Source organism: Mesorhizobium sp. B2-5-7 (assembly GCF_006440875.1).
In the GTDB taxonomy this organism is placed as follows: domain Bacteria; phylum Pseudomonadota; class Alphaproteobacteria; order Rhizobiales; family Rhizobiaceae; genus Mesorhizobium; species Mesorhizobium australicum.
Genome location: NZ_VFUO01000004.1, coordinates 488,902 through 508,088, shown reverse-complemented (window position 1 = coordinate 508,088; position 19,187 = coordinate 488,902). Strand labels below are relative to the sequence as shown.

Genomic DNA, 19,187 nt, shown 5'->3' with positions numbered 1-19,187 from the left:
TGCCGACAATGTTGAAAGGCGGGGCGGGTCCTTACCTTTCGCCGCGATACGCCGAGCCCAGGATCATCTCCGAGCACTTCTGTCCGATCATCATGCTTGGCGCGTTCGTGTTGCCGCCGATCAGCTTCGGCATGACTGACGCATCGGCGACCCGGAGACCGTCCACGCCTCGCACTTTCAGCGTCGCCGGATTAACGACCGCCATCGCGTCCGTCCCCATCTTGCAGGTTCCGACAGGGTGGTAGACGGTCAGAGCTTCGGCGCGCAGATAGGCCAGGATCTCGTCGTCGCTTCGAACATCCTTGCCGGGAAGCATCTCCTTGCCACGAATGTTATCGAACTCCGGCGCGGCGAGAATCCTGCGCGCGATCTTGATGCCTTCGACAAGCACTATGGCGTCGTCCTCGTCCGCGAAGAAGCGGTGGTCGATGAGAACGTCACGGCGAGAACTGTCCCGTGACAATTTGATCTCGCCAACGCTTTTAGGCCTGAGAACGCAGGTGTGAACGGCGTAGCCGTGGCCATATTCGATGAGCCTGCCGCGATGGCTGCGATAGCCCGGCACGAAGTGGAACTGAATGTCGGGCAGGCCGTTCGCATGCCTGGTTTTGGCAAAGCCACCGGCTTCGACATAGTTGGTGGTGAGGATTCCCTTGCGGCGCGCGAAATACTGGAAAGGCGCTGCCGCAATGCGGGGCAGGTTGGCAAACGACAGGCCGAGCGTCCTGATGCTCCTGGAGCGCACGGTGATCATGCCGTCGACATGGTCCTGCAGGTTCTTGCCGACACCTGGTAGATCGAGAATCGGCGTGATGCCGATCTGCCGCAGCTCGTCCGCGGGGCCAATGCCGGATGCCATCAGGATCTTGGGCGAGTTGATGGCCCCGGCACAGAGCACGATCTCGCGGCCAGCCGCGAGTATTTTTTGCTCGCCGTCGTGGCGCACCCGCAGGCCGGTGGCGCGCCCTTCGGCGATGACAAGGTCGACCACCTCGCATGCACTGAGCAGCGTCAGGTTCCCGCGATGGAGCACCGGACGCATGAAGGCGGTAAAGCTGCTGAAGCGCTGGCCCCGGTTCTGGGTGACGTTGTAGATGCCGAGGCCGAACTGGCTCTCGGCGTTGAAGTCGTCGTTGGCGGGCAGGCCGGCATTTTTGCCGGCCTTGACGAACATGCTGGAAAGCATGTTCGGATCGCGCGGATTGTCGACCATGAGCTCGCCGTCCGTGCCGTGATAGTGTGGGTCCTGGGCGATCAGGTTGCGCTCCAGCTTCCTGAACACCGGCAGCACGTCGCTGTAAGCCCAGCCGGTGCAGCCGAGCCCGGCCCACTCGTCATAGTCCTGCGCGGCACCGCGAATATAGACCATCGAGTTGATCGAACTCGATCCGCCCAGCGCCTTGCCCCGGTTGACCGGAATGCGGCGGTTGTTGAGATGGGGCTGCGGCACGCCGACGAAACAATAGTCGTAGTTCGGGTTGCCATAGAGCGACAGAATGCCCGCCGGAATCCTTACCCGCAGGCTGTTGTCGCTGCCGCCTGCCTCTACCAGGCACACCCTGACCGACGGATCGGCGCTCAGCCGATTGGCCACCACGCATCCGGCCGAACCCGCGCCGACGACAATGTAATCATAGCTCTCAGTCTTCATGCCAGCCCCTCGAGAATGCCGGCTCGTGGCATTGCCGAACGGGCCGCTGCGAGGCTGCATCCTGTTCCGCAACAATTCCGTGCCGACACGTGCCCGGCTTCGCGGCCAGCTCATGCGGCGCTGCGGATCCGGCCGCTGAAACTGTAGATGCGTCCATCGGCACGAGAAATTCGGAAATGGTTACGCGTGACTTCGGAGATTCGTTATGGGCGCCCACGGGCACGTGCTGCTACTTGTGAGCGCCAATGGGGAGGCGACCGGATGGCGCACGGCCTGTCCGGAACACGGCGAAATGGATCTCCCGGGGCTGCGTTTGCCGGCCGGCGGAAATCGGTTTCATCGCGTGCGGCGGGAGCTGTCGGATGGTCAGAAAAGGACTGGGCATGTCGGTTGAGACGATAGACACGCTTGTCGTTGGTGGCGGCCAGGCTGGGGTGGCCATGAGCGAGCACCTGAGCAAATGCGGGGTGCCGCATCTCGTTCTCGAACGCGGCCGCATCGCCGAGCGCTGGCGCTCGCAGCGGTGGGACTCCCTGGTTGCCAATGGCCCGGCCTGGCACGACCGCTTCCCGGGCATGGAATTTCCTGTGACAGGCCCCGATGGCTTTCCCTCCAAGGAAGAGGTCGCCGACTATTTTGTCGCCTACGCAAAGCAGATCAATGCGCCGGTCCGCTGCGGCGTCGAGGTCAGGCTTGTGCAAAGAAACATCGGGCGGCCCGGATTCCGTGTCGAGACGTCCGATGGCGTGATCGAGGCCAACAGCGTTATCGCGGCGACCGGGCCTTTCCAGGTCCCGGTCATCCCGTCGGTCGTTCCTGCCGATGCCGCCATCCTGCAAATCCACTCCAGCGCCTACCGCAACCCGGCGCAGTTGCCGAAAGGGGCGGTGCTGGTGGTCGGCGCGGGATCCTCGGGCGTCCAGATTGCGGACGAACTCCAGCGTGCTGGCAAACGCGTCTATCTCTCGGTCGGCGCGCACGACCGCCCGCCGCGCGCCTATCGCGGCCGCGACTTCTGCTGGTGGCTGGGCGTTCTCGGCAAATGGGACCTCGAAACTCCGGGACCCGGCACGGAGCATGTCACGATCGCGGTGAGCGGTGCGCGGGGCGGAGAAACGATCGATTTTCGCCGTCTGGCGGCGCAGGGGCTTACGCTCGTCGGCATGACGAGGGCCTACCAGGACGGTGCCATGACCTTCGCGCCCGATCTTGCCAAAAACATTGCCCGCGGTGATGCCAATCTGATGGCATTGCTGGACGAGGCCGACGCCTATGTCGCGCGCAACGGTCTCGACCTTCCCGAAGAACCCGCGGCCCGCCGGATCGGCCCTGACCCGGACTGCGTGACCAATCCGATCCTCGAGCTCGATCTGACCGAAGCCGGGATAAGTTCGATCATCTGGGCGACGGGCTTTGCCGTCGATTACAGCTGGCTGAAGGTCGACGCCTTTGACGAGCAGGGCCGGCCGAGGCACCAGCGCGGCGTCTCGACCGAGCCAGGGATCTATTTCCTGGGCCTCCCCTGGCAGTCGCGAAGGGGTTCCAGCTTCATCTGGGGCGTATGGCACGATGCCAAGCACGTGGCCGACCGTATTTCGACGCAGCGCAAATATCTCGCTTATCACGCCGCCGCTAAGCGCGAGACCGTGGACGCCTGACCGCCGCCGCAAGCCCGACCTGATGGAGATCAAGATGAAGCATACCCGAATTCGTACCTTCAATACGAAGGACACTTATCCCGAGCAGAAGCTCGACAACGATCTGTGCCAGGCGGTCGTCACACGGGGTGGCCGGACGATCTATCTGCGCGGGCAGTGCCCGCAGGATCTCGACACCGCCAAGAATATCGCCAGCCACGATCCGGTCGAGCAGACCCACAAGGTGATGCAGAATATCAAGCAGCTCATCGAGGAATGCGGCGGCACCATGGAGCATCTGGTGAAAGTGGTGGTCTACATCACCGATGTCCGCCATCGCGAAGCCGTTTACCGGACGATGGGCGAATACATCAAGGGCGTCTATCCGGTTTCGACCGGCCTTGTCGTGTCGGCCCTGGCAAGGCCGGAATGGCTGGTCGAGATCGACGGCACGGCCGTAATTCCGGACTGAGCGCCATGACCTTCTCCATCGTCGCACGGTGCCGGCGCACCGGCATGTTCGGAGTGGCGGTATCCTCGTCATCCCCCGCGGTCGCGGCCCGCTGCGCCTATGCACAGGCCGGCGTCGGCGCCGTTGCCAGCCAGAATGTCACGGACCCGACGCTCGGGCCACGGGCGCTGGAGCTGATGGCGCGAGGCGCCTCCGCCGCCGAAGCCGTCGCGATCCTGAAGCGCACGGCTGCTTTCAGCGAATACCGGCAGGTCCTGGCGGTCGACAAGGCCGGCGGCAGCGCGATCCATTCGGGACCGAAAGCGCTTGGCATCTGGAGCGAGGCACGCGGCGAGGACGTCGCCTGCGGCGGCAACCTGCTTGCCAGCGATAGGGTTCCGCAAGCCATGGTGGACGCCTTTCTCGCTTCCGAAGGCGATCTTGGCGACCGGCTGATCGCCACCATGCGAGCCGCGCTCGAGGCCGGCGGCGAGGCGGGGCCTGTCCGCTCCGCCGGTATGAAACTGGTACGCGATGTGTCATGGCCGGTCGCCGACCTGCGTTGCGACTGGACCGAAGGGTGTCCGGTCGAGCAGCTGGCAATGCTGTGGGACATCTATAAGCCCCAACTCGATGCTTATGTCACGCGCGCCCTCAACCCGTCCGGTGCGCCAAGCTACGGCGTTCCCGGTGATGAGTAGTTCGACAATCTGGAGCCGGCATGAGCGAACTCAGTCATAAGGATTGGATCAGCAAAGCCTCGGCTATCCGTTTTCGCGACAGGGCGTTCATCGACGGCAATGCAATGCCCGCGCGTTCCGGCAGAACATTTACCAGCATCAATCCGGCCACCGGAGCAACGCTCGCTGAGGTGGCTTCCTGCGGCGAAGAGGACATCGACCTTGCCGTCGCCGCGGCGCGCCGCAGTTTTGAGGCCGGCGTCTGGTCGAGAGCGAGCCCTCAGCATCGCAAGCAGGTGCTGCTGCGGCTAGCGGAATTGCTGCGCGAGAACCTGCAGGAGCTCGCGCTGCTGGAATCTCTTGATATGGGCAAGCTGGTCAAGGACGCAGCGACCGTCGACGTGCCGGGGTCGGCGGCGATCTTCCAGTGGTATGGCGAAGCGATAGACAAGGTCTACGACGAGGTGGCGCCGACGGCCCGAGGTGACCTTGCTTTGGTACGGCGGGAGCCGCTTGGGGTCGTGGGCGCCGTGGTGCCGTGGAACTTTCCGCTCGACATGGCGACCTGGAAATGCGCGCCCGCGCTGGCTGCTGGCAATTCGGTGGTGCTCAAACCCGCCGAGCAGTCGCCTTTCTCGGCGCTCAGGCTGGCCGAGCTTGCCATGGAGGCTGGCCTGCCCGCCGGCGTGCTCAATGTGGTGCCCGGCCTCGGCGAGACGGCCGGCCAGGCGCTTGGCCGCCATATGGACGTGGATTGCCTTGCCTTCACTGGATCGACCGCTGTCGGCAAGATGTTCCTGCAATATTCCGGCCAGTCGAACATGAAGCAGGTCTGGCTGGAGACCGGTGGCAAGAGCCCCAATCTGGTGTTCGCCGATTGCGGTGATCTGGACGCGGCAGCCGACATGGCCGCCTTCAGCATCTTCTTCAACCAGGGACAGGTATGCTCGGCCAACTCCCGGCTTCTGGTGGAGCGCGGCATCAAGGATACGCTCGTCGAGAAACTGGCGCAGCGCGCGACGGCGACCCAGCCCGGCGATCCGCTCGACCCTGCATCCAGGATGGGTGCGATGGTGGACGCGCGCCACGCCGCGACCGTCATGCGTTTCGTCGATGGCGGCAAGAAGTCGGCACGGCTGGTGACCGGCGGCGACCGGGTTACCGTCGACGGGCGCGGCAGTTTTGTGCAGCCCACGATCTTCGACGACGTCTCGCCCGACGACCCGCTTGCGCGCGACGAGATATTCGGTCCGGTCCTGTCGGTGATCGCCTTCGACACCGAAGACGAGGCGCTTCGCATCGCCAACGACAGCGTCTACGGCCTGGCCGCATCTCTGTGGACCGACAGCCTGTCGCGGGCGCATCGTCTCGCGGAAGGGCTGCGCGTCGGCACGGTTTCCGTGAACACCGTCGACGCGCTGAGCCCGATGACTCCCTTCGGCGGTTTCAAGCAGTCCGGCTTCGGGCGCGACCTGTCGCTGCACGCGCTCGACAAGTACACCGCGCTGAAGACTACCTGGATAAAATATTGAGAAGCGGCCGCGACTTGATCGCCGGCTGCAAACCGGCAACATAGCCACCATGCCGCTTCGCTTCACGCTGAGACAACTCGAATATTTCGTCGCCGTTGGCGAAGCGGGTTCGATCGCCAAGGCGGCCGAGCAGGTGAATGTCTCGCCGCCATCGATCTCGGCGTCGATCGCTCAGCTCGAAGCCGAGTTCGGCGTGCAGCTTTTCGTGCGCAAGCATTCGCACGCGCTGGCGCTGACGGCGGGCGGGCGCCTGTTCCTCAAGGAAGCAGCGCGTCTGCTTAACGACGCGGATGCGCTGCACGACATTGCCGGGGATATCGCCGAAAAGGTGCGCGGACCGCTGGCGATCGGCTGCCTGCTCACTTTCGCCCAGATCGTGCTGCCGGCACTGCGCAAGAAATTCGAGGACGCCTATCCCGATGTGCGGGTCAGGCAATTCGAGCGCAACCAGGGGCAATTGTTCGAGATGCTCCAACGTGGCGAAATAGACGCCGCGCTGACCTACGATCTGGAGCTGTCGCAAGACATGACTTTCGAGCCGCTGATGCAGTTGCCGGCCTATGTCATGCTGCCGGCCGCGCATCGCCTGGCGGCGAAGGCAGGTATCACGCCCGAGGAGCTGGTCGATGAGCCGATGGTGCTGCTTGACCTGCCCTACAGCAGGGAATATTTCCTGTCGGCTTTCCAGCCCAGGGGCCTGCGGCCCAAGATCGTCGAGCGCACCGGCGACATCGCCGTGATGCGCTCGATGGTCGCCAACGGCTTCGGCTACGGCATCGCCAATATGCGGCCGCTCAACACCATGTCGCCGGACGGCAAATTGCTGGTCTTTGTGCCTTTGTTGGGCGACCTCCGGCCGCTGACTATAGGAATTGCCCTGCCGAACGCCGAGCATCGCACGCTGACGGTGCAGGCCTTCATCGACCACTGTCGCCGCTTCGTCGTCGAGCAGGGCGTCTTCGGTACCGAGCGCATCGTGAAGTGAGGCCTGCCATGCGGCTCACGGCCAGCCGTCCGTGAGCCGTTCCAGCAATCTGTCCAGCATCGCGTCGCAACGACGCAGCTGTTCGACGCTGACAAATTCGTCGGGCTTGTGGCCCTGCGCCATGGAGCCCGGCCCGCAGACGACGGCAGGTGTGCCGAGATCGCGGCTGAACAATCCGCCCTCCGTGCCGAAGGCGACTTTCATCGTGTCGTTGGCACCGGTCAGCGACTTGACGAAGGCCACCGCCTCCGATGCGGCCGGCGTGTCGAGGCCCGGATAGGTGTTGGTGATCTCGATGTCGATCGCTGCCTCTGCCGCGATCGAAGCGGCGTCCCCGGCAATGCGCACCGCGGCGGCGCGCAGCCTGTCGAGAATGCTGGCGGCATCGTCGGCGGCAATGTTGCGGATCTCGAAATCGACGTGGCAGAGGTTGGGCACGATGTTGAGCGCGACACCGGCGTTGATCTTGCCGACATGAACCGTCGTGTAGGGAATGTCGTAGTCGCCGTCGCGGGCGCCGTCGCGGGCCAGCCGTTCCTGTTCGTCACGCAAGGCGCGCACGAAATCGCACCCGAGGTGGATCGCATTGAGCGCCAGCGGGGCGAGCGCCGAATGGCCTTCGCGTCCCCTGCAGACGGCGCGAGCGGCAAGCTTGCCCTTGTGCCCGGTCGCCACCTGCATGTTGGTCGGCTCCCCGACGATGCACAGCAGCGGGCGTTGCGGCGCCGCACGCAGCATTTCGATCAGGTCGCGCACGCCCAGGCAGCCGACTTCCTCGTCACAGGAGAGCGCCAGATGCAACGGCGTCCGAACCGCGATCCTGGAGGCCTTGATGCAGATCGCGAGCGCAGAGGCCACAAAACCCTTCATATCCGCCGCGCCGCGCCCATAGAGCTTGCCGTCGCGCTCGGTCATTTCGAATGGGGGCAGCGTCCAGTTCTGGCCGTCCACGGGAACGACGTCGGTGTGGCCGGACAGCATGACACCGGGTCTGCCTGCCGGGCCAATGGTGGCAAAGAGGTTGGCCTTGTGCCTGTCCGCGCCGTGGACGATCTGGCAGGCAACGCCGCTCGCTTCGAGCAAGTCGGCCGCATAGCCGATCAGGTCGAGGTTCGAGTCGCGGCTCACCGTGGGGAATGCGATCAGCCGTTCGAGAATCCTGATGCTGTCCATTTTCTGTCTCTCGGTCGGGTTCTGGCTGTCTAGCATCATGCCGCCGATGCTCTGAAGTCGCATTTCGCTCAGCCCCGGTTCAACGCAGACTAATTCGCGCCGGCGCGCGCGATTAGGCGCGTCCTAATCGGCACAGAAGAAATCCGTAGTTTTCCCGCGCCGGCTCGAACTTATGAGTAGTCTCGGCAGCACCGGCGGTGCCGAGCCGGCAGGGAGGAAGCTACATGCGCGACCCACGCTACGACATCCTGTTCGAGCCGATGAAGATAGGTCCGGTGACGGCCAAGAACCGCTTCTATCAGGTTCCGCACTGCAATGGCGGTGGCTATCGCGATCCATCGGCGGCGGCAGAGATGCGCCGCATCAAGTCGGAAGGCGGCTGGGGCGTGATCTTCACCGAGCAGACGGAGATGCACCATACCTCCGAGATCACGCCCTTCATCGAACTGCGGCTATGGGATGACGCCGACATTCCGGCTTTGGCCAAGATGGCCGAGGCCATGCACGAGCACGGGGCGCTGGCTGGCATCCAGCTCGCCTATTCCGGGATCAACGGTCCCAACCTCTACACCAAGGAGGTGCCGCGCGGGCCGTCGGCCTTGCCGATCCGCACCTTCACCAATGATCCGGTGCAGGCGCGCGCCATGGACAGAGAGGACATACGCGACCTGCGCCGCTGGCACCGCAATGCCTTCAAACGCGCCAAGCAGGCGGGTTTCGACCTTGTCTGCCTCTATGGCGCGCATGGCTTCGGCATCATCCAGCATTTCCTATCGACGGCCACCAACCAGCGCGGTGACGAATATGGCGGCTCGCTGGAAAACCGTTCGCGGCTGATGCGCGAGCTGATCGAGGAAGGGCGCGACGCGATTGGCGACACGTGCGGCCTGACGCTCAGGCTGTCGCTGGACGAGATGATCGGTGAACTCGGCTTCGCCAATTCGGAAGTCCGCGACATGATCGAGATGCATGCCGAACTGCCCGATCTTTGGGATCTCGCGCACGGCGCTTGGGAGGATTGCTCGGGTCCGTCACGCTTCAAGGACGAGGCGGCGCAGGAAAGCCTGGTGTCGGGCATCAAGAAGCTGACCTCGAAGCCGGTCGTCGGCGTCGGCCGCTTCACCTCGCCCGACGTGATGGTCAGGATGATCCGGTCGGGCACGCTCGACTTCATCGGCTGCGCGCGCCCGTCGATCGCCGATCCTTTCCTGCCGAGGAAGGTCGAGGAGGGCCGCATCGAGGACATCCGCGAATGCATTGGCTGCAACATCTGCATCACCGGCGACATGACCATGTCGATCTCACGCTGCACGCAGAACCCGACCTTCATGGAGGAATGGCGCAAAGGCTGGCATCCGGAGCGCATGCAGGCGAAAGGCGACAGCGACAGCGTGCTGATCGTCGGCGCCGGGCCCGCCGGACTGGAGGCCGCGCGTGCGCTCGGCCTGCGCGGCTATAAAGTGGCCATCGCGGAAGCGGGCACTGAGCTTGGCGGACGCGTGGCGCGCGAAAGCAAACTTCCAGGCCTGTCGGCCTGGGGCAGGGTGCGCGACTATCGGCAGTATCAGCTCAGCCAGATGCCCGATGTCGACATCTATTTCGAAAGCCGGCTGTCGGCCGGTGACATCCTCTCGTTCGGCTTCCAGAACGTCGCCATTGCCACCGGATCGACCTGGCGCCGCGACGGCGTCGCGCGTGCCCATGTCGTGCCGATGCCGATCGACGCCGCGATGCCGGTCTACTCACCCGACGATCTGATGGCCGGCAAGGTTCCGGCCGGCAAGGTCGTGCTGTTCGACGACGACCACTATTACATGGGCGGCGTTCTCGCCGAGCTGATGGCGCTTCGGGGAACGAAGGTGACCCTGGTGACGCCATCGGCTTATGTCTCGGACTGGACCCGCAACACGCTGGAGCAAGGGGCCATTCACCGCCGCCTGGCTGAACTCGGCGTCGATATCGTCCTCAACAGGACCGTCACGAGTGTCGCTTCAGGTGGCGTCGTGACGGCCTGCGTCTACACCGGCGCTAAACAGGATCTGGCGGCCGATGCCGTCGTCCTGGTCACGTCACGCAATCAGGACGACGCCGTTTGGCGCGAGCTCAAGGCGCGGGAAAACGAGTGGGCCGACAACGGCATCCGTTCGGTCAAGGTCATTGGCGACGCCGAAGCACCGGGGCCGATCGCCTGGGCAACCTATGCCGGCCATCGCTTCGCCCGGGAGCTGGACGAACCTGACATCGGCGACGCATTGCCATTTCGGCGGGAAGTCGCCGCACTGGCGGCGGAATAGAACGCCGGGGCGCGGCGGATCAGATCGCCCGCCCTTCCTGGTCGAAGAAGTGCAGATGCCCGGGTTCGGCCCGCAGGCCGAGCTCGGCGCCGGTTTCGGGCGCCGGTCCTTGATTGTGGCCGGTCCTTGATTGTGGAGACGAGGCAGGTCTGACCACTGTCCAGCTCGACATGGAGGAGCGTGACGGCGCCGGTGTATTCGGCGAGCCTTACCTTGCCGCGCAGCGATCCTGTTCCTCTGCTCCGACGCCGCGAGCTTCGTCTACGGCGCCGCGCTCGACGTGGATGGCGGCTCGATGTTCCGCTGACCGGGAGGGCAGCGGCTCCGGCGACGCTCGCTGACCCTTCCCGCCATTTATAGAGTTCAGTCGGTCGGACGGTCCGCGACCGAACGCCGCCCGTCGATCCACAAGGCAAGCAAGGTGCAGGCCGCGCCCGAGAGCAGGTAGGCGCCCGCCGCGATGAGGCCGAAATTGCCGGCCAAAAGCAGGGCTGCGAGCGGCGCGAAGCCGGCGCCGAACATCCATGCAAGATCTGAGGTTATTGCCGAGCCGGTATAGCGATAGTGCCGCGAAAAGCTCGATGCGACGACGCCCGACGATTGCCCGAAACTCAGCCCCAGCAGGATGAAGCCCAGCACCATGAACAGGGCCTCCCCAACGGTGCCGCCATCCAGAAGCTGCGGGGCAAAGCCGCTGAACGTCGCGATGGCGATCGCCGAACCGCCGAGCAGCGCACGGCGTCCGACACGATCGGCCAGTGGCCCCGACGCGACGATGGCCGCGATGCCGAACAGCGCGCTCACCGCCTCGATCGTCAGGAAGCGCGCCGGCCCCTCATTGGTGAACAGGAACACCCAGGAGAGCGGAAACACCGTCACCATGTGGAACAGGGCGAAACTCGCCAGCGGCGCGAAGGCGCCGATGACGACATTGCGGCCTTCGGCCCTGACCGTATCCCTGATGCGCGTCGGCTGCAGGTCGCCGCTCTCGTATAATCTTGAAAATTCGGGCGTCACCACAATGCGCAGCCTGGCAAACAGGGCCACGACATTGATGGCGAAGGCGACGAAGAAAGGATAGCGCCAGCCCCAGGCAAGGAAGTCGTCGGCCGACAGGTTGGCGACGAAGAAAGCGAAGAGGGAACTCGCCACGATGAGGCCGATTGGCGCGCCGAGTTGCGGGATCATGGCGTAGAAGCCGCGCCGGTTCCGAGGCGCGTTCAGCGCCAGCAGCGAGGGAAGTCCGTCCCAGGTTCCGCCGAGCGCCACGCCTTGCCCGATGCGGGCCAGCGCCAGAAGCCAGATCGCAAGCGCGCCGATATCGCCATAGGCGGGAAGGAACGCGATGGCGACGGTCGAGGTGCCGAGCAGGAACAGCGCGATCGTCAATTTCGCCCCGCGGCCATAGGCGCGATCGACGGCCATGAACAGAACGGAGCCGAACGGACGGGCGATGAAGGCCAGTGCGAAAATGGCGAAGGAGTAGAGCGTTCCGACGAGCGGGTCGTGCGTCGGAAACACCAGCTTTGGGAACACGATGACGGACGCGATCGCATAGACGAAGAAGTCGAAGAATTCCGACGTCCTGCCCACGATCACGCCGACCGCGATATCGCCCGCGCTGACCTGGCCGTGGTCCGAGCCGATCAGCCCGCTGTTTGTTTCGGCAGTCGAAGTCTGAGCCATCTTGTCCGTCGCCACCGCGTGGAATGAAATATCTGGGACCCAATCACAGGGATTCCATTGTGCGCTGCACACTGTGCCAGACCCACCCCGGCTGGGCATTGGACAAATTGTCCAATGTCAGCGCGCCGCCGCCGGCAGTAGCCCTTTGTTGATACCGCACCGCAACATCCCTCCACGTTGCGGCGGTCCATCGAGGGCAGCATCTGATGAAACGATTTGGGGCCTTGCTTCTGTTTCCCCTGACCGGGCTGTTGAGCGGCTGCGATATGGTCGTGCTCGCGCCGGCAGGCGATGTCGCGGCCCAGCAGCGCGACCTGCTGGTGGTCTCGACCTTGCTGATGCTGATCATCATCGTTCCGGTCATGGCGCTGACTGTCTTTTTCGCCTGGCGCTACCGGCACTCCAATGCCTCGGCGACCTATGCGCCGGATTGGGATCATTCGACGAAACTCGAACTGGTGATCTGGGCAGCACCGCTTCTCATCATTATATGCCTTGGCGCGCTGACCTGGCTCGGCACGCATTTGCTCGACCCGTACCGCCGGATCGACAGGATCGAACCCGGCCAGCCCGTCACCCAGTTGCACAAGCCGCTCAGGGTCGAGGCCGTGGCGCTCGACTGGAAATGGCTGTTCATCTATCCCGATTACGGCATCGCTGCCGTCAACGAGCTGGCGGCGCCGGTCAACCAGCCGATCGACTTCCGCATCACCTCCTCGGCGGTGATGAATTCCTTCTACATTCCAGCCCTCGCCGGGCAGATCTATGCCATGCCGGGCATGGAGACGAAGCTGCACGCCGTCATCAACCGGCCGGGCACCTATAGCGGTTTCTCCGCCAATTATAGCGGCGCCGGCTTTTCGGGCATGCGCTTTGCCTTCCACGGCCTATCCGATGATGCCTTCAGCCAGTGGGTGGCACAGGCCAGGACCGCATCCGCGGCTCTCAACCGCGACAGTTATCTCGAACTCGAAAAGCCGAGCGAGAACGAACCCGTCCGCCACTACGCCTCCGTCGATCCCGATCTCTATGGCGCCATCCTCAATCTGTGCGTCGAGCGCGGCAAGATGTGCATGGACGAGATGATGTCGATCGACGCCAAGGGCGGTCTCGGCCTTGCGGGCGTGCGCAACACCTTGCCGCTGCAATATGACAAGCTCGCGTGGCGCGGCGCGGTGTTCGGAAACGAACCCTCCTATGTCGCCAGCATCTGCACGGCGGAGGAGGCCGCTGCCGTCTCGCGCGCGTCGCGCGAGGCCCGGCCGACCTATTGGCCGGCGAAGAACCTGTCCCCGCTGCGCGGGGCGGGACTGCTCCGGCCCCGGACAGACAGCCGCAGCGCGGAGGCCGATACGCCGGCCCTCGGCCTGCTGCGGCGCGAATTGTGAGAGACTTGCGATGCCCGATACGCTGACCAAATTCATTTTCGGCCGCCTCACCTGGGACTCGCTGCCGCTGCATGAGCCGATCGTTGTCGCCACCTTCGCCGCGGTGGCGCTCGGCGGCATCGCGCTTCTCGGCGTCATCACCTATTTCAAGCTGTGGGGCTACCTGTGGCGTGAATGGTTCACCAGCGTCGACCACAAGAAGATCGGCATCATGTACATGGTGCTGGGGCTGGTTATGCTGCTGCGCGGCTTCTCGGACGCCATCATGATGCGCCTCCAGCAGGCCATCGCCTTCAATGGCTCCGAGGGCTACCTGAACTCACATCACTACGACCAGATCTTCACCGCCCATGGCGTCATCATGATCTTCTTCGTGGCGATGCCCTTCGTCACCGGGTTGATGAATTTCGTCGTGCCGCTGCAGATCGGCGCCCGCGACGTCTCCTTTCCGTTCCTCAACAATTTCTCCTTCTGGATGACGGTCGGCGGCGCCATCCTCGTCATGGCCTCGCTGTTCGTCGGCGAATTCGCCCGCACCGGCTGGCTCGCCTATCCGCCGCTCTCCGGCATAGGCTACAGTCCCGACGTCGGCGTCGACTATTATATCTGGGCGCTGCAGGTGGCGGGTGTCGGCACGACGCTGTCGGGCATCAACCTGATCTGCACCATCATCAAGATGCGCGCGCCCGGCATGACGATGATGCGCATGCCCGTATTCACTTGGACGTCGCTCTGCACCAACGTGCTGATCGTCGCCTCCTTCCCGGTGCTGACGGCGGTGCTCTCGCTGCTGGCGCTCGACCGCTATGTCGGCACCAACTTCTTCACCAATGACTTCGGCGGCAATCCGATGATGTATGTCAACCTCATCTGGATATGGGGTCACCCGGAAGTCTACATCCTCATCCTGCCGCTGTTCGGCGTCTTCTCCGAGGTCACCTCGACCTTCTCCGGCAAGCGCCTGTTCGGCTACACCTCGATGGTCTACGCCACAGTGGTCATCACCATCCTGTCCTATCTCGTCTGGCTGCACCACTTCTTCACCATGGGCTCCGGCGCCAGCGTCAATTCCTTCTTCGGCATTACGACGATGATCATCTCGATCCCGACGGGAGCGAAGATCTTCAACTGGCTGTTCACAATGTACCGGGGCCGCATCCGCTTCGAATTGCCGATGATGTGGACGGTGGCTTTCATGCTCACCTTCACCGTCGGCGGCATGACCGGCGTGCTGCTTGCCGTGCCGCCGGCGGATTTCGTGCTGCACAACAGCCTGTTCCTGATCGCGCACTTCCATAACGTCATCATCGGCGGCGTGCTGTTCGGGCTGTTCGCCGGCATTGCCTACTGGTGGCCCAAGGCCTTCGGGTTCAAGCTCGACCCGTTCTGGGGCAAGGTCTCGTTCTGGTGCTGGGTGGTCGGCTTCTGGTTCGCCTTCATGCCACTCTACGTGCTCGGCCTGATGGGCGTGACACGCCGCATGCGCGTGTTCGATGATCCCTCCCTGCAGATATGGTTCGTCATCGCCGCCTTCGGCGCGGTGCTGATCGCCTGCGGCATCGCCGCCTTCCTGATCCAGATCTTCGTCTCCATCCGCAGGCGCGAGGCGCTTGCCGATCCGACCGGCGATCCATGGGACGGCCGCACGCTCGAATGGTCGACCTCCTCGCCGCCGCCTGCCTACAATTTCGCCTTCACACCTGTCATTCGCGACAACGATGCCTGGTTTGACATGAAGCAGGCCGGCTATACCAGGCCGCTCGCCGGCTTCAAGCCGATCCACATGCCCAGCAATACCGGCACCGGTGTCATCCTGGCCGCCTTCAGCGTCGCGCTCGGCTTCGCCCTGATCTGGTACATCTGGTGGCTGGCGGCGCTGAGCTTCGTTTGCCTCATCGCCACCGCGATCGGCCACACCTTCAACTATCACCGCGACTTCCACATTCCGGCAGCCGAAGTCACTCGGACGGAAGAGGCGAGGACGACGCTCCTCGGGGCTGGGGTTTGAGCATGGCATCGACAGCAATCACAGCCGGCACCGAACCGCTGTTTCACCTGGAAGAGGAGCATGCGCACGCCGAAGGCGGCTCCACCATGCTCGGCTTCTGGCTCTATCTCATGAGCGACTGCCTGATCTTCGCGATGCTGTTCGCCGCCTATGGCGTGCTTGGCGGCAACTACGCGGCCGGGCCGGCACCCAAGGACCTGTTCGACCTCGATCTGGTGGCGGTCAACACCGCCATGCTGCTCTTCTCGTCGATCACCTATGGCTTCGCCATGCTGACCATGGACAGGGGTCGCGTGGGGGCGACGCAAGCCTGGCTCGCCGTCACCGGCCTGTTCGGCCTGGCGTTCCTGTCGATCGAGCTCTATGAATTCTCGCACATGATCCATGAAGGCGCGACACCGCAGCGCAGCGCCTTCCTGTCGTCTTTCTTCACCCTGGTCGGTACGCACGGCCTGCATGTCACCTTCGGCATCGTCTGGCTGGTGACGCTGATGACCCAGGTCGCACGATTTGGCCTCGTCGAGGCGAACCGCCGCCGGCTGATGTGCCTCTCGATGTTCTGGCACTTCCTCGACGTCGTCTGGATCGGCGTCTTCACCTTCGTCTATTTGATGGGAATGTTGCGATGAGCGCTCATGATCATGCCGAGGGTCACGGCCACGCCCATGGTGGAGCAGCACACGGATCGTTCCAGAGCTATCTGACCGGCTTCATCCTGTCGGTGATCCTGACCGCCATCCCGTTCTGGCTGGTCATGAGCGGCGCCATCGACGACAAGCAGGCGACGGCCATCGTCATCATGGCCTTCGCGGTCGCGCAGATCGTCGTCCACATGGTCTTCTTCCTGCATATGAACACCACCTCGGAAGGCGGATGGTCGATGCTGGCGCTGATCTTCACGCTGATCCTGGTCGTGATCGTACTGACCGGCTCGCTCTGGGTGATGTATCATCTCAACGCCAACATGATGCCGGGGCTGCACGACATGCGCGAGATGCCATGAGCCCGGTTGCGGGCTCTGGGAGAACCAACACCGAGGCGACGGGCATCGGTCCGCGGCCCGCGTCGCAAGAGGGCGCCGGCCGGTCGTCCGCATCGCGCCTTGTCCTTGTGCTGCTCGGGCTCCTCGGCGTGCTGGTGTTTGTCGGGCTCGGCATATGGCAGCTGGAGAGGCGGGCCTGGAAGCTCGACCTGATCGCCCGTGTCGACCAACGCATTCATGCCCCGGTTTTCGAAGCGCCTGGCCCGGAGAGCTGGAACGGCATCACCGCGGCCCGCTACGAATACAGCCATGTGCGATTGGCCGGACGCTTCCTGGGCGGCGCCAACACGCTGGTCCAGGCGGTGACGGAGCTTGGCGGCGGCTATTGGGTGCTGGCGCCGATGCGGACCGACAGTGGCTTCGTCGTGCTGGTCAATCGCGGCTTCATTCCCCCGGAGCGCAAGGCCGAGTTCGGACAAGAGAGCGGCGGCTCAACCGCGCCGGTCATCATCGATGGACTGTTGCGCATGAGCGAGCCAGGCGGTGGCTTCCTGCGCAAGAATGACACCACGGGCAATCGCTGGTATTCGCGGGATGTCGCTGCCATCGCAACCGCGCGCGGCCTGACGGATGTCGCACCCTATTTTGTCGATGCTGAGGCATCCGGCATCGACGGCTGGCCACACGGCGGGCTGACCGTCGTGACTTTCCGCAACAGCCACCTCATCTATGCTTTGACCTGGTTCACGCTCGCTGCGATGCTTGCCCTCGCCCTGGCCAGGCCGATGACCGGCCGCCCCCAGCGGCAAGGACCAGCAAGATGAGCGTTCCCACGCAAGCGCTCCGCCGCGACAAATCGCTGGTGACGGCGTCCCTTGCCGCCAACAATGGCGCGGTACCAAATCCCGAAGCAACGAACAGGAAGAACTTGTTCCTGCTCATCCAACTGCGTTGGCTGGCGGTGGCGGGTCAGGTGCTCACCATTCTGGCGACGCAATACTGGTTCGAGATCCCGCTGCCGCTGGCGAAGATGGCCGGCGTTGTGCTTTTCCTGGTTGGCCTCAACATCTTCAGCTTGCTGGTCCTGCGCGGTATCAGGCCGATCACCAACACCCAGCTCTTCGTCGCGCTCATCTTCGACATGGCGGCACTGACGACGCAGCTTTACCTGAGCGGCGGCGCGTCCAATCCGTTCGTATCGCTCTACCTTCTGCAGATCACGCTCGGCGCGGCACTGCTGACCCCAAGGTTTACCTGGATCCTGGTGGCGGCCGCGTCGGCCTGCTTCGTCTTCCTCATCTTCCTTTTCCAGCCGATCGCCATCCCGCATCATGGCGGCAGCGATCTCCTGTCCCTGCATATCAGGGGCATGTTCATCTGCTTCGTGCTGGCCGCCGGCCTGATCGTGATCTTCATGACGCGCATCGACCGCAACCTGCGCGAACGTGATGCATATCTCGCCGACCTGCGCCAGCGCTCGGCCGAGGAGGACCACATCGTGCGCATGGGCCTGCTGGCCTCCGGCGCCGCGCACGAATTGGGTACGCCGCTTGCCACGATATCCGTCATCCTGTCCGACTGGCGCCAGATGCGCACCCTTGCACGCAACCGCGAACTGGCGGCCGACATGGCCGAAATGCGGGCGCAGATCGAGCGCTGCAAGCGCATCGTGTCCGGCATTCTGATGTCTTCCGGCCAGGCCAGGGGCGAGGGAACGATACGCACCACCATTCGCGGTTTCCTCGACGATCTGGTCGAGGAATGGCGCATCAGTCGCCAGCCATTCAAGCTGGAATACACGAACGATTTCGACCCGGACGAGCAGATCGTGTCCGACACGGCGCTGAAGCAGGTCATCTTCAACGTGTTCGACAACGCCCAGGAAGCGTCGCAGGCTTGGGTCGGCGTCACTGCCGAGCGGCAGGGCGACAAGCTGGTGATCGCCGTGCGCGATCGCGGGCCGGGTTTCGACGAGACTATTCTGGCGGCGCTTGGCCAGCCCTATATGTCGAGCAAGGGACGGCCAGGGGGCGGTCTTGGTCTTTTCCTTGTCGTGAACGTGGTCCGGAAACTGGGAGGTGATTTTTCCGCGCGCAACATGGAGCAGGGCGCCTGTGTTACGCTTTCGCTGCCGCTCGCGGCGCTGACCGACGGAGATGATCATGAGGCCTGATCGATCCCTCTTTATCGTCGAGGACGACGCGACCTTCGCCAAGACGCTGAAGCGCTCCTTCGAAAAGCGCGACTACGACGTCATGGTCTGCCATGACAGGGAAGCCTTGCTCGGCGCCCTCGAAAAAGCCGTTCCGGCTTATGCCGTGGTCGATCTCAAGCTTGGAGCCGGCGGTTCCGGGCTGGAGTGCGTCAAGCTGCTCAGCGCCCGCGATGCGTCGATCAGGATCGTCGTGCTGACAGGGTTTGCCAGCATCGCCACGGCGGTCGAGGCGATCAAGCTCGGCGCCAGCCATTACCTGGCCAAACCCGCCAATACCGATGACATCGAAGCCGCCTTCGGCCGTGCCGAGGGCGACGTTTCCGTACCGCTTTCCAGCCGGCCCACCTCGATCAAGAACCTGGAGTGGGAGCGCATCCACGAAACCCTGGTCGAAACCGGCTTCAACATCTCCGAGACGGCGCGCCGGCTTGGCCTGCACCGGCGCACCCTGGCCCGCAAGCTCGAGAAGCGTGTGGTGAGATAGCGGGAAGGTCCGGCGAGCCGC

16 protein-coding genes and 1 pseudogene are annotated in these 19,187 nt (G+C 63.9%); 14 read left to right on the top strand and 3 right to left on the bottom strand.

The window, feature by feature from the left end; translation table 11 throughout:
• Positions 1 to 31 precede the first annotated feature (31 nt).
• The gene (locus FJ543_RS20350; RefSeq protein ID WP_140876708.1) at positions 32 to 1,651 is read right to left on the bottom strand and encodes a GMC family oxidoreductase N-terminal domain-containing protein; all 1,620 of its coding nucleotides are present in this window, start codon (positions 1,649 to 1,651) and stop codon (positions 32 to 34) included.
• A 383-nt stretch (positions 1,652 to 2,034) separates the two neighbouring features.
• On the opposite strand from FJ543_RS20350, the gene FJ543_RS20345 reads away from it, so the two are divergent.
• The 5 genes from FJ543_RS20345 to FJ543_RS20325 are packed head-to-tail and all read left to right on the top strand — an operon-like array spanning position 2,035 to position 6,936.
• Entirely contained in the window at positions 2,035 to 3,309 is a 1,275-nt protein-coding gene (locus tag FJ543_RS20345) for an NAD(P)/FAD-dependent oxidoreductase (protein ID WP_140876847.1), read from the top strand.
• Positions 3,310 to 3,343: 34 nt separating this feature from the next.
• On the top strand, positions 3,344 to 3,760 hold the full coding sequence (locus FJ543_RS20340; RefSeq protein ID WP_015316456.1) for a RidA family protein: 417 nt from the start codon (positions 3,344 to 3,346) through the stop codon (positions 3,758 to 3,760).
• A gap of 5 nt (positions 3,761 to 3,765) precedes the next feature.
• Positions 3,766 to 4,440 carry a DUF1028 domain-containing protein gene (locus FJ543_RS20335; RefSeq protein WP_140876706.1) on the top strand — a complete coding sequence of 225 codons (675 nt, stop codon included), beginning with the start codon at positions 3,766 to 3,768 and terminating at the stop codon, positions 4,438 to 4,440.
• Between the two features lie 20 nt (positions 4,441 to 4,460).
• On the top strand, positions 4,461 to 5,951 hold the full coding sequence (locus FJ543_RS20330; RefSeq protein WP_140876704.1) for an aldehyde dehydrogenase: 1,491 nt from the start codon (positions 4,461 to 4,463) through the stop codon (positions 5,949 to 5,951).
• A gap of 49 nt (positions 5,952 to 6,000) precedes the next feature.
• On the top strand, positions 6,001 to 6,936 hold the full coding sequence (locus FJ543_RS20325) for a LysR family transcriptional regulator (protein ID WP_015316459.1): 936 nt from the start codon (positions 6,001 to 6,003) through the stop codon (positions 6,934 to 6,936).
• A 15-nt stretch (positions 6,937 to 6,951) separates the two neighbouring features.
• Here the strand turns inward: FJ543_RS20325 and argE are convergent, their stop codons facing one another.
• A complete protein-coding gene (gene argE / locus FJ543_RS20320) occupies positions 6,952 to 8,109 on the bottom strand; it encodes an acetylornithine deacetylase (protein WP_140876845.1) in 1,158 nt (385 codons plus the stop codon).
• A gap of 224 nt (positions 8,110 to 8,333) precedes the next feature.
• On the opposite strand from argE, the gene FJ543_RS20315 reads away from it, so the two are divergent.
• Complete coding sequence (locus FJ543_RS20315; RefSeq protein WP_140876702.1) at positions 8,334 to 10,403, top strand: FAD-dependent oxidoreductase; 2,070 nt, start codon at positions 8,334 to 8,336, stop codon at positions 10,401 to 10,403.
• A 220-nt stretch (positions 10,404 to 10,623) separates the two neighbouring features.
• A pseudogene (locus tag FJ543_RS32305) lies at positions 10,624 to 10,710 on the top strand (SDR family NAD(P)-dependent oxidoreductase); the annotation flags it as partial.
• 56 nt (positions 10,711 to 10,766) lie between these two features.
• Here FJ543_RS32305 and FJ543_RS20305 read toward each other — a convergent pair.
• Entirely contained in the window at positions 10,767 to 12,089 is a 1,323-nt protein-coding gene (locus FJ543_RS20305; protein WP_041163728.1) for an MFS transporter, read from the bottom strand.
• A gap of 206 nt (positions 12,090 to 12,295) precedes the next feature.
• Here FJ543_RS20305 and cyoA point away from each other — a divergent pair, with 206 nt between their 5' ends.
• From cyoA to FJ543_RS20270, 7 genes are read left to right on the top strand one after another with little or no spacing between them, the layout of a single operon-like run.
• Positions 12,296 to 13,477, top strand: a complete 1,182-nt coding sequence (cyoA, locus tag FJ543_RS20300) for a ubiquinol oxidase subunit II (RefSeq protein WP_140876698.1) — start codon at positions 12,296 to 12,298, stop codon at positions 13,475 to 13,477.
• Between the two features lie 10 nt (positions 13,478 to 13,487).
• Positions 13,488 to 15,485: a cytochrome o ubiquinol oxidase subunit I gene (gene cyoB, locus FJ543_RS20295; protein WP_140876696.1), complete on the top strand. Its 1,998-nt coding sequence runs from the start codon at positions 13,488 to 13,490 to the stop codon at positions 15,483 to 15,485.
• Positions 15,482 to 16,114 carry a cytochrome o ubiquinol oxidase subunit III gene (gene cyoC, locus FJ543_RS20290; protein WP_210243705.1) on the top strand — a complete coding sequence of 211 codons (633 nt, stop codon included), beginning with the start codon at positions 15,482 to 15,484 and terminating at the stop codon, positions 16,112 to 16,114. The genes cyoB and cyoC overlap by 4 nt, the downstream gene beginning before the upstream one ends.
• Positions 16,111 to 16,488 (top strand): cytochrome o ubiquinol oxidase subunit IV, encoded by a 378-nt coding sequence (gene cyoD / locus FJ543_RS20285; protein ID WP_140876692.1) that lies wholly within the window; start codon positions 16,111 to 16,113, stop codon positions 16,486 to 16,488. Before cyoC ends, cyoD begins: the two co-directional genes overlap by 4 nt.
• Positions 16,485 to 17,291: an SURF1 family protein gene (locus tag FJ543_RS20280; protein WP_140876690.1), complete on the top strand. Its 807-nt coding sequence runs from the start codon at positions 16,485 to 16,487 to the stop codon at positions 17,289 to 17,291. The genes cyoD and FJ543_RS20280 overlap by 4 nt, the downstream gene beginning before the upstream one ends.
• A complete protein-coding gene (locus FJ543_RS20275) occupies positions 17,288 to 18,640 on the top strand; it encodes an ATP-binding protein (RefSeq protein ID WP_140876688.1) in 1,353 nt (450 codons plus the stop codon). Before FJ543_RS20280 ends, FJ543_RS20275 begins: the two co-directional genes overlap by 4 nt.
• Entirely contained in the window at positions 18,630 to 19,166 is a 537-nt protein-coding gene (locus FJ543_RS20270) for a response regulator transcription factor (protein ID WP_140793973.1), read from the top strand. The genes FJ543_RS20275 and FJ543_RS20270 overlap by 11 nt, the downstream gene beginning before the upstream one ends.
• Positions 19,167 to 19,187 lie beyond the last annotated feature (21 nt).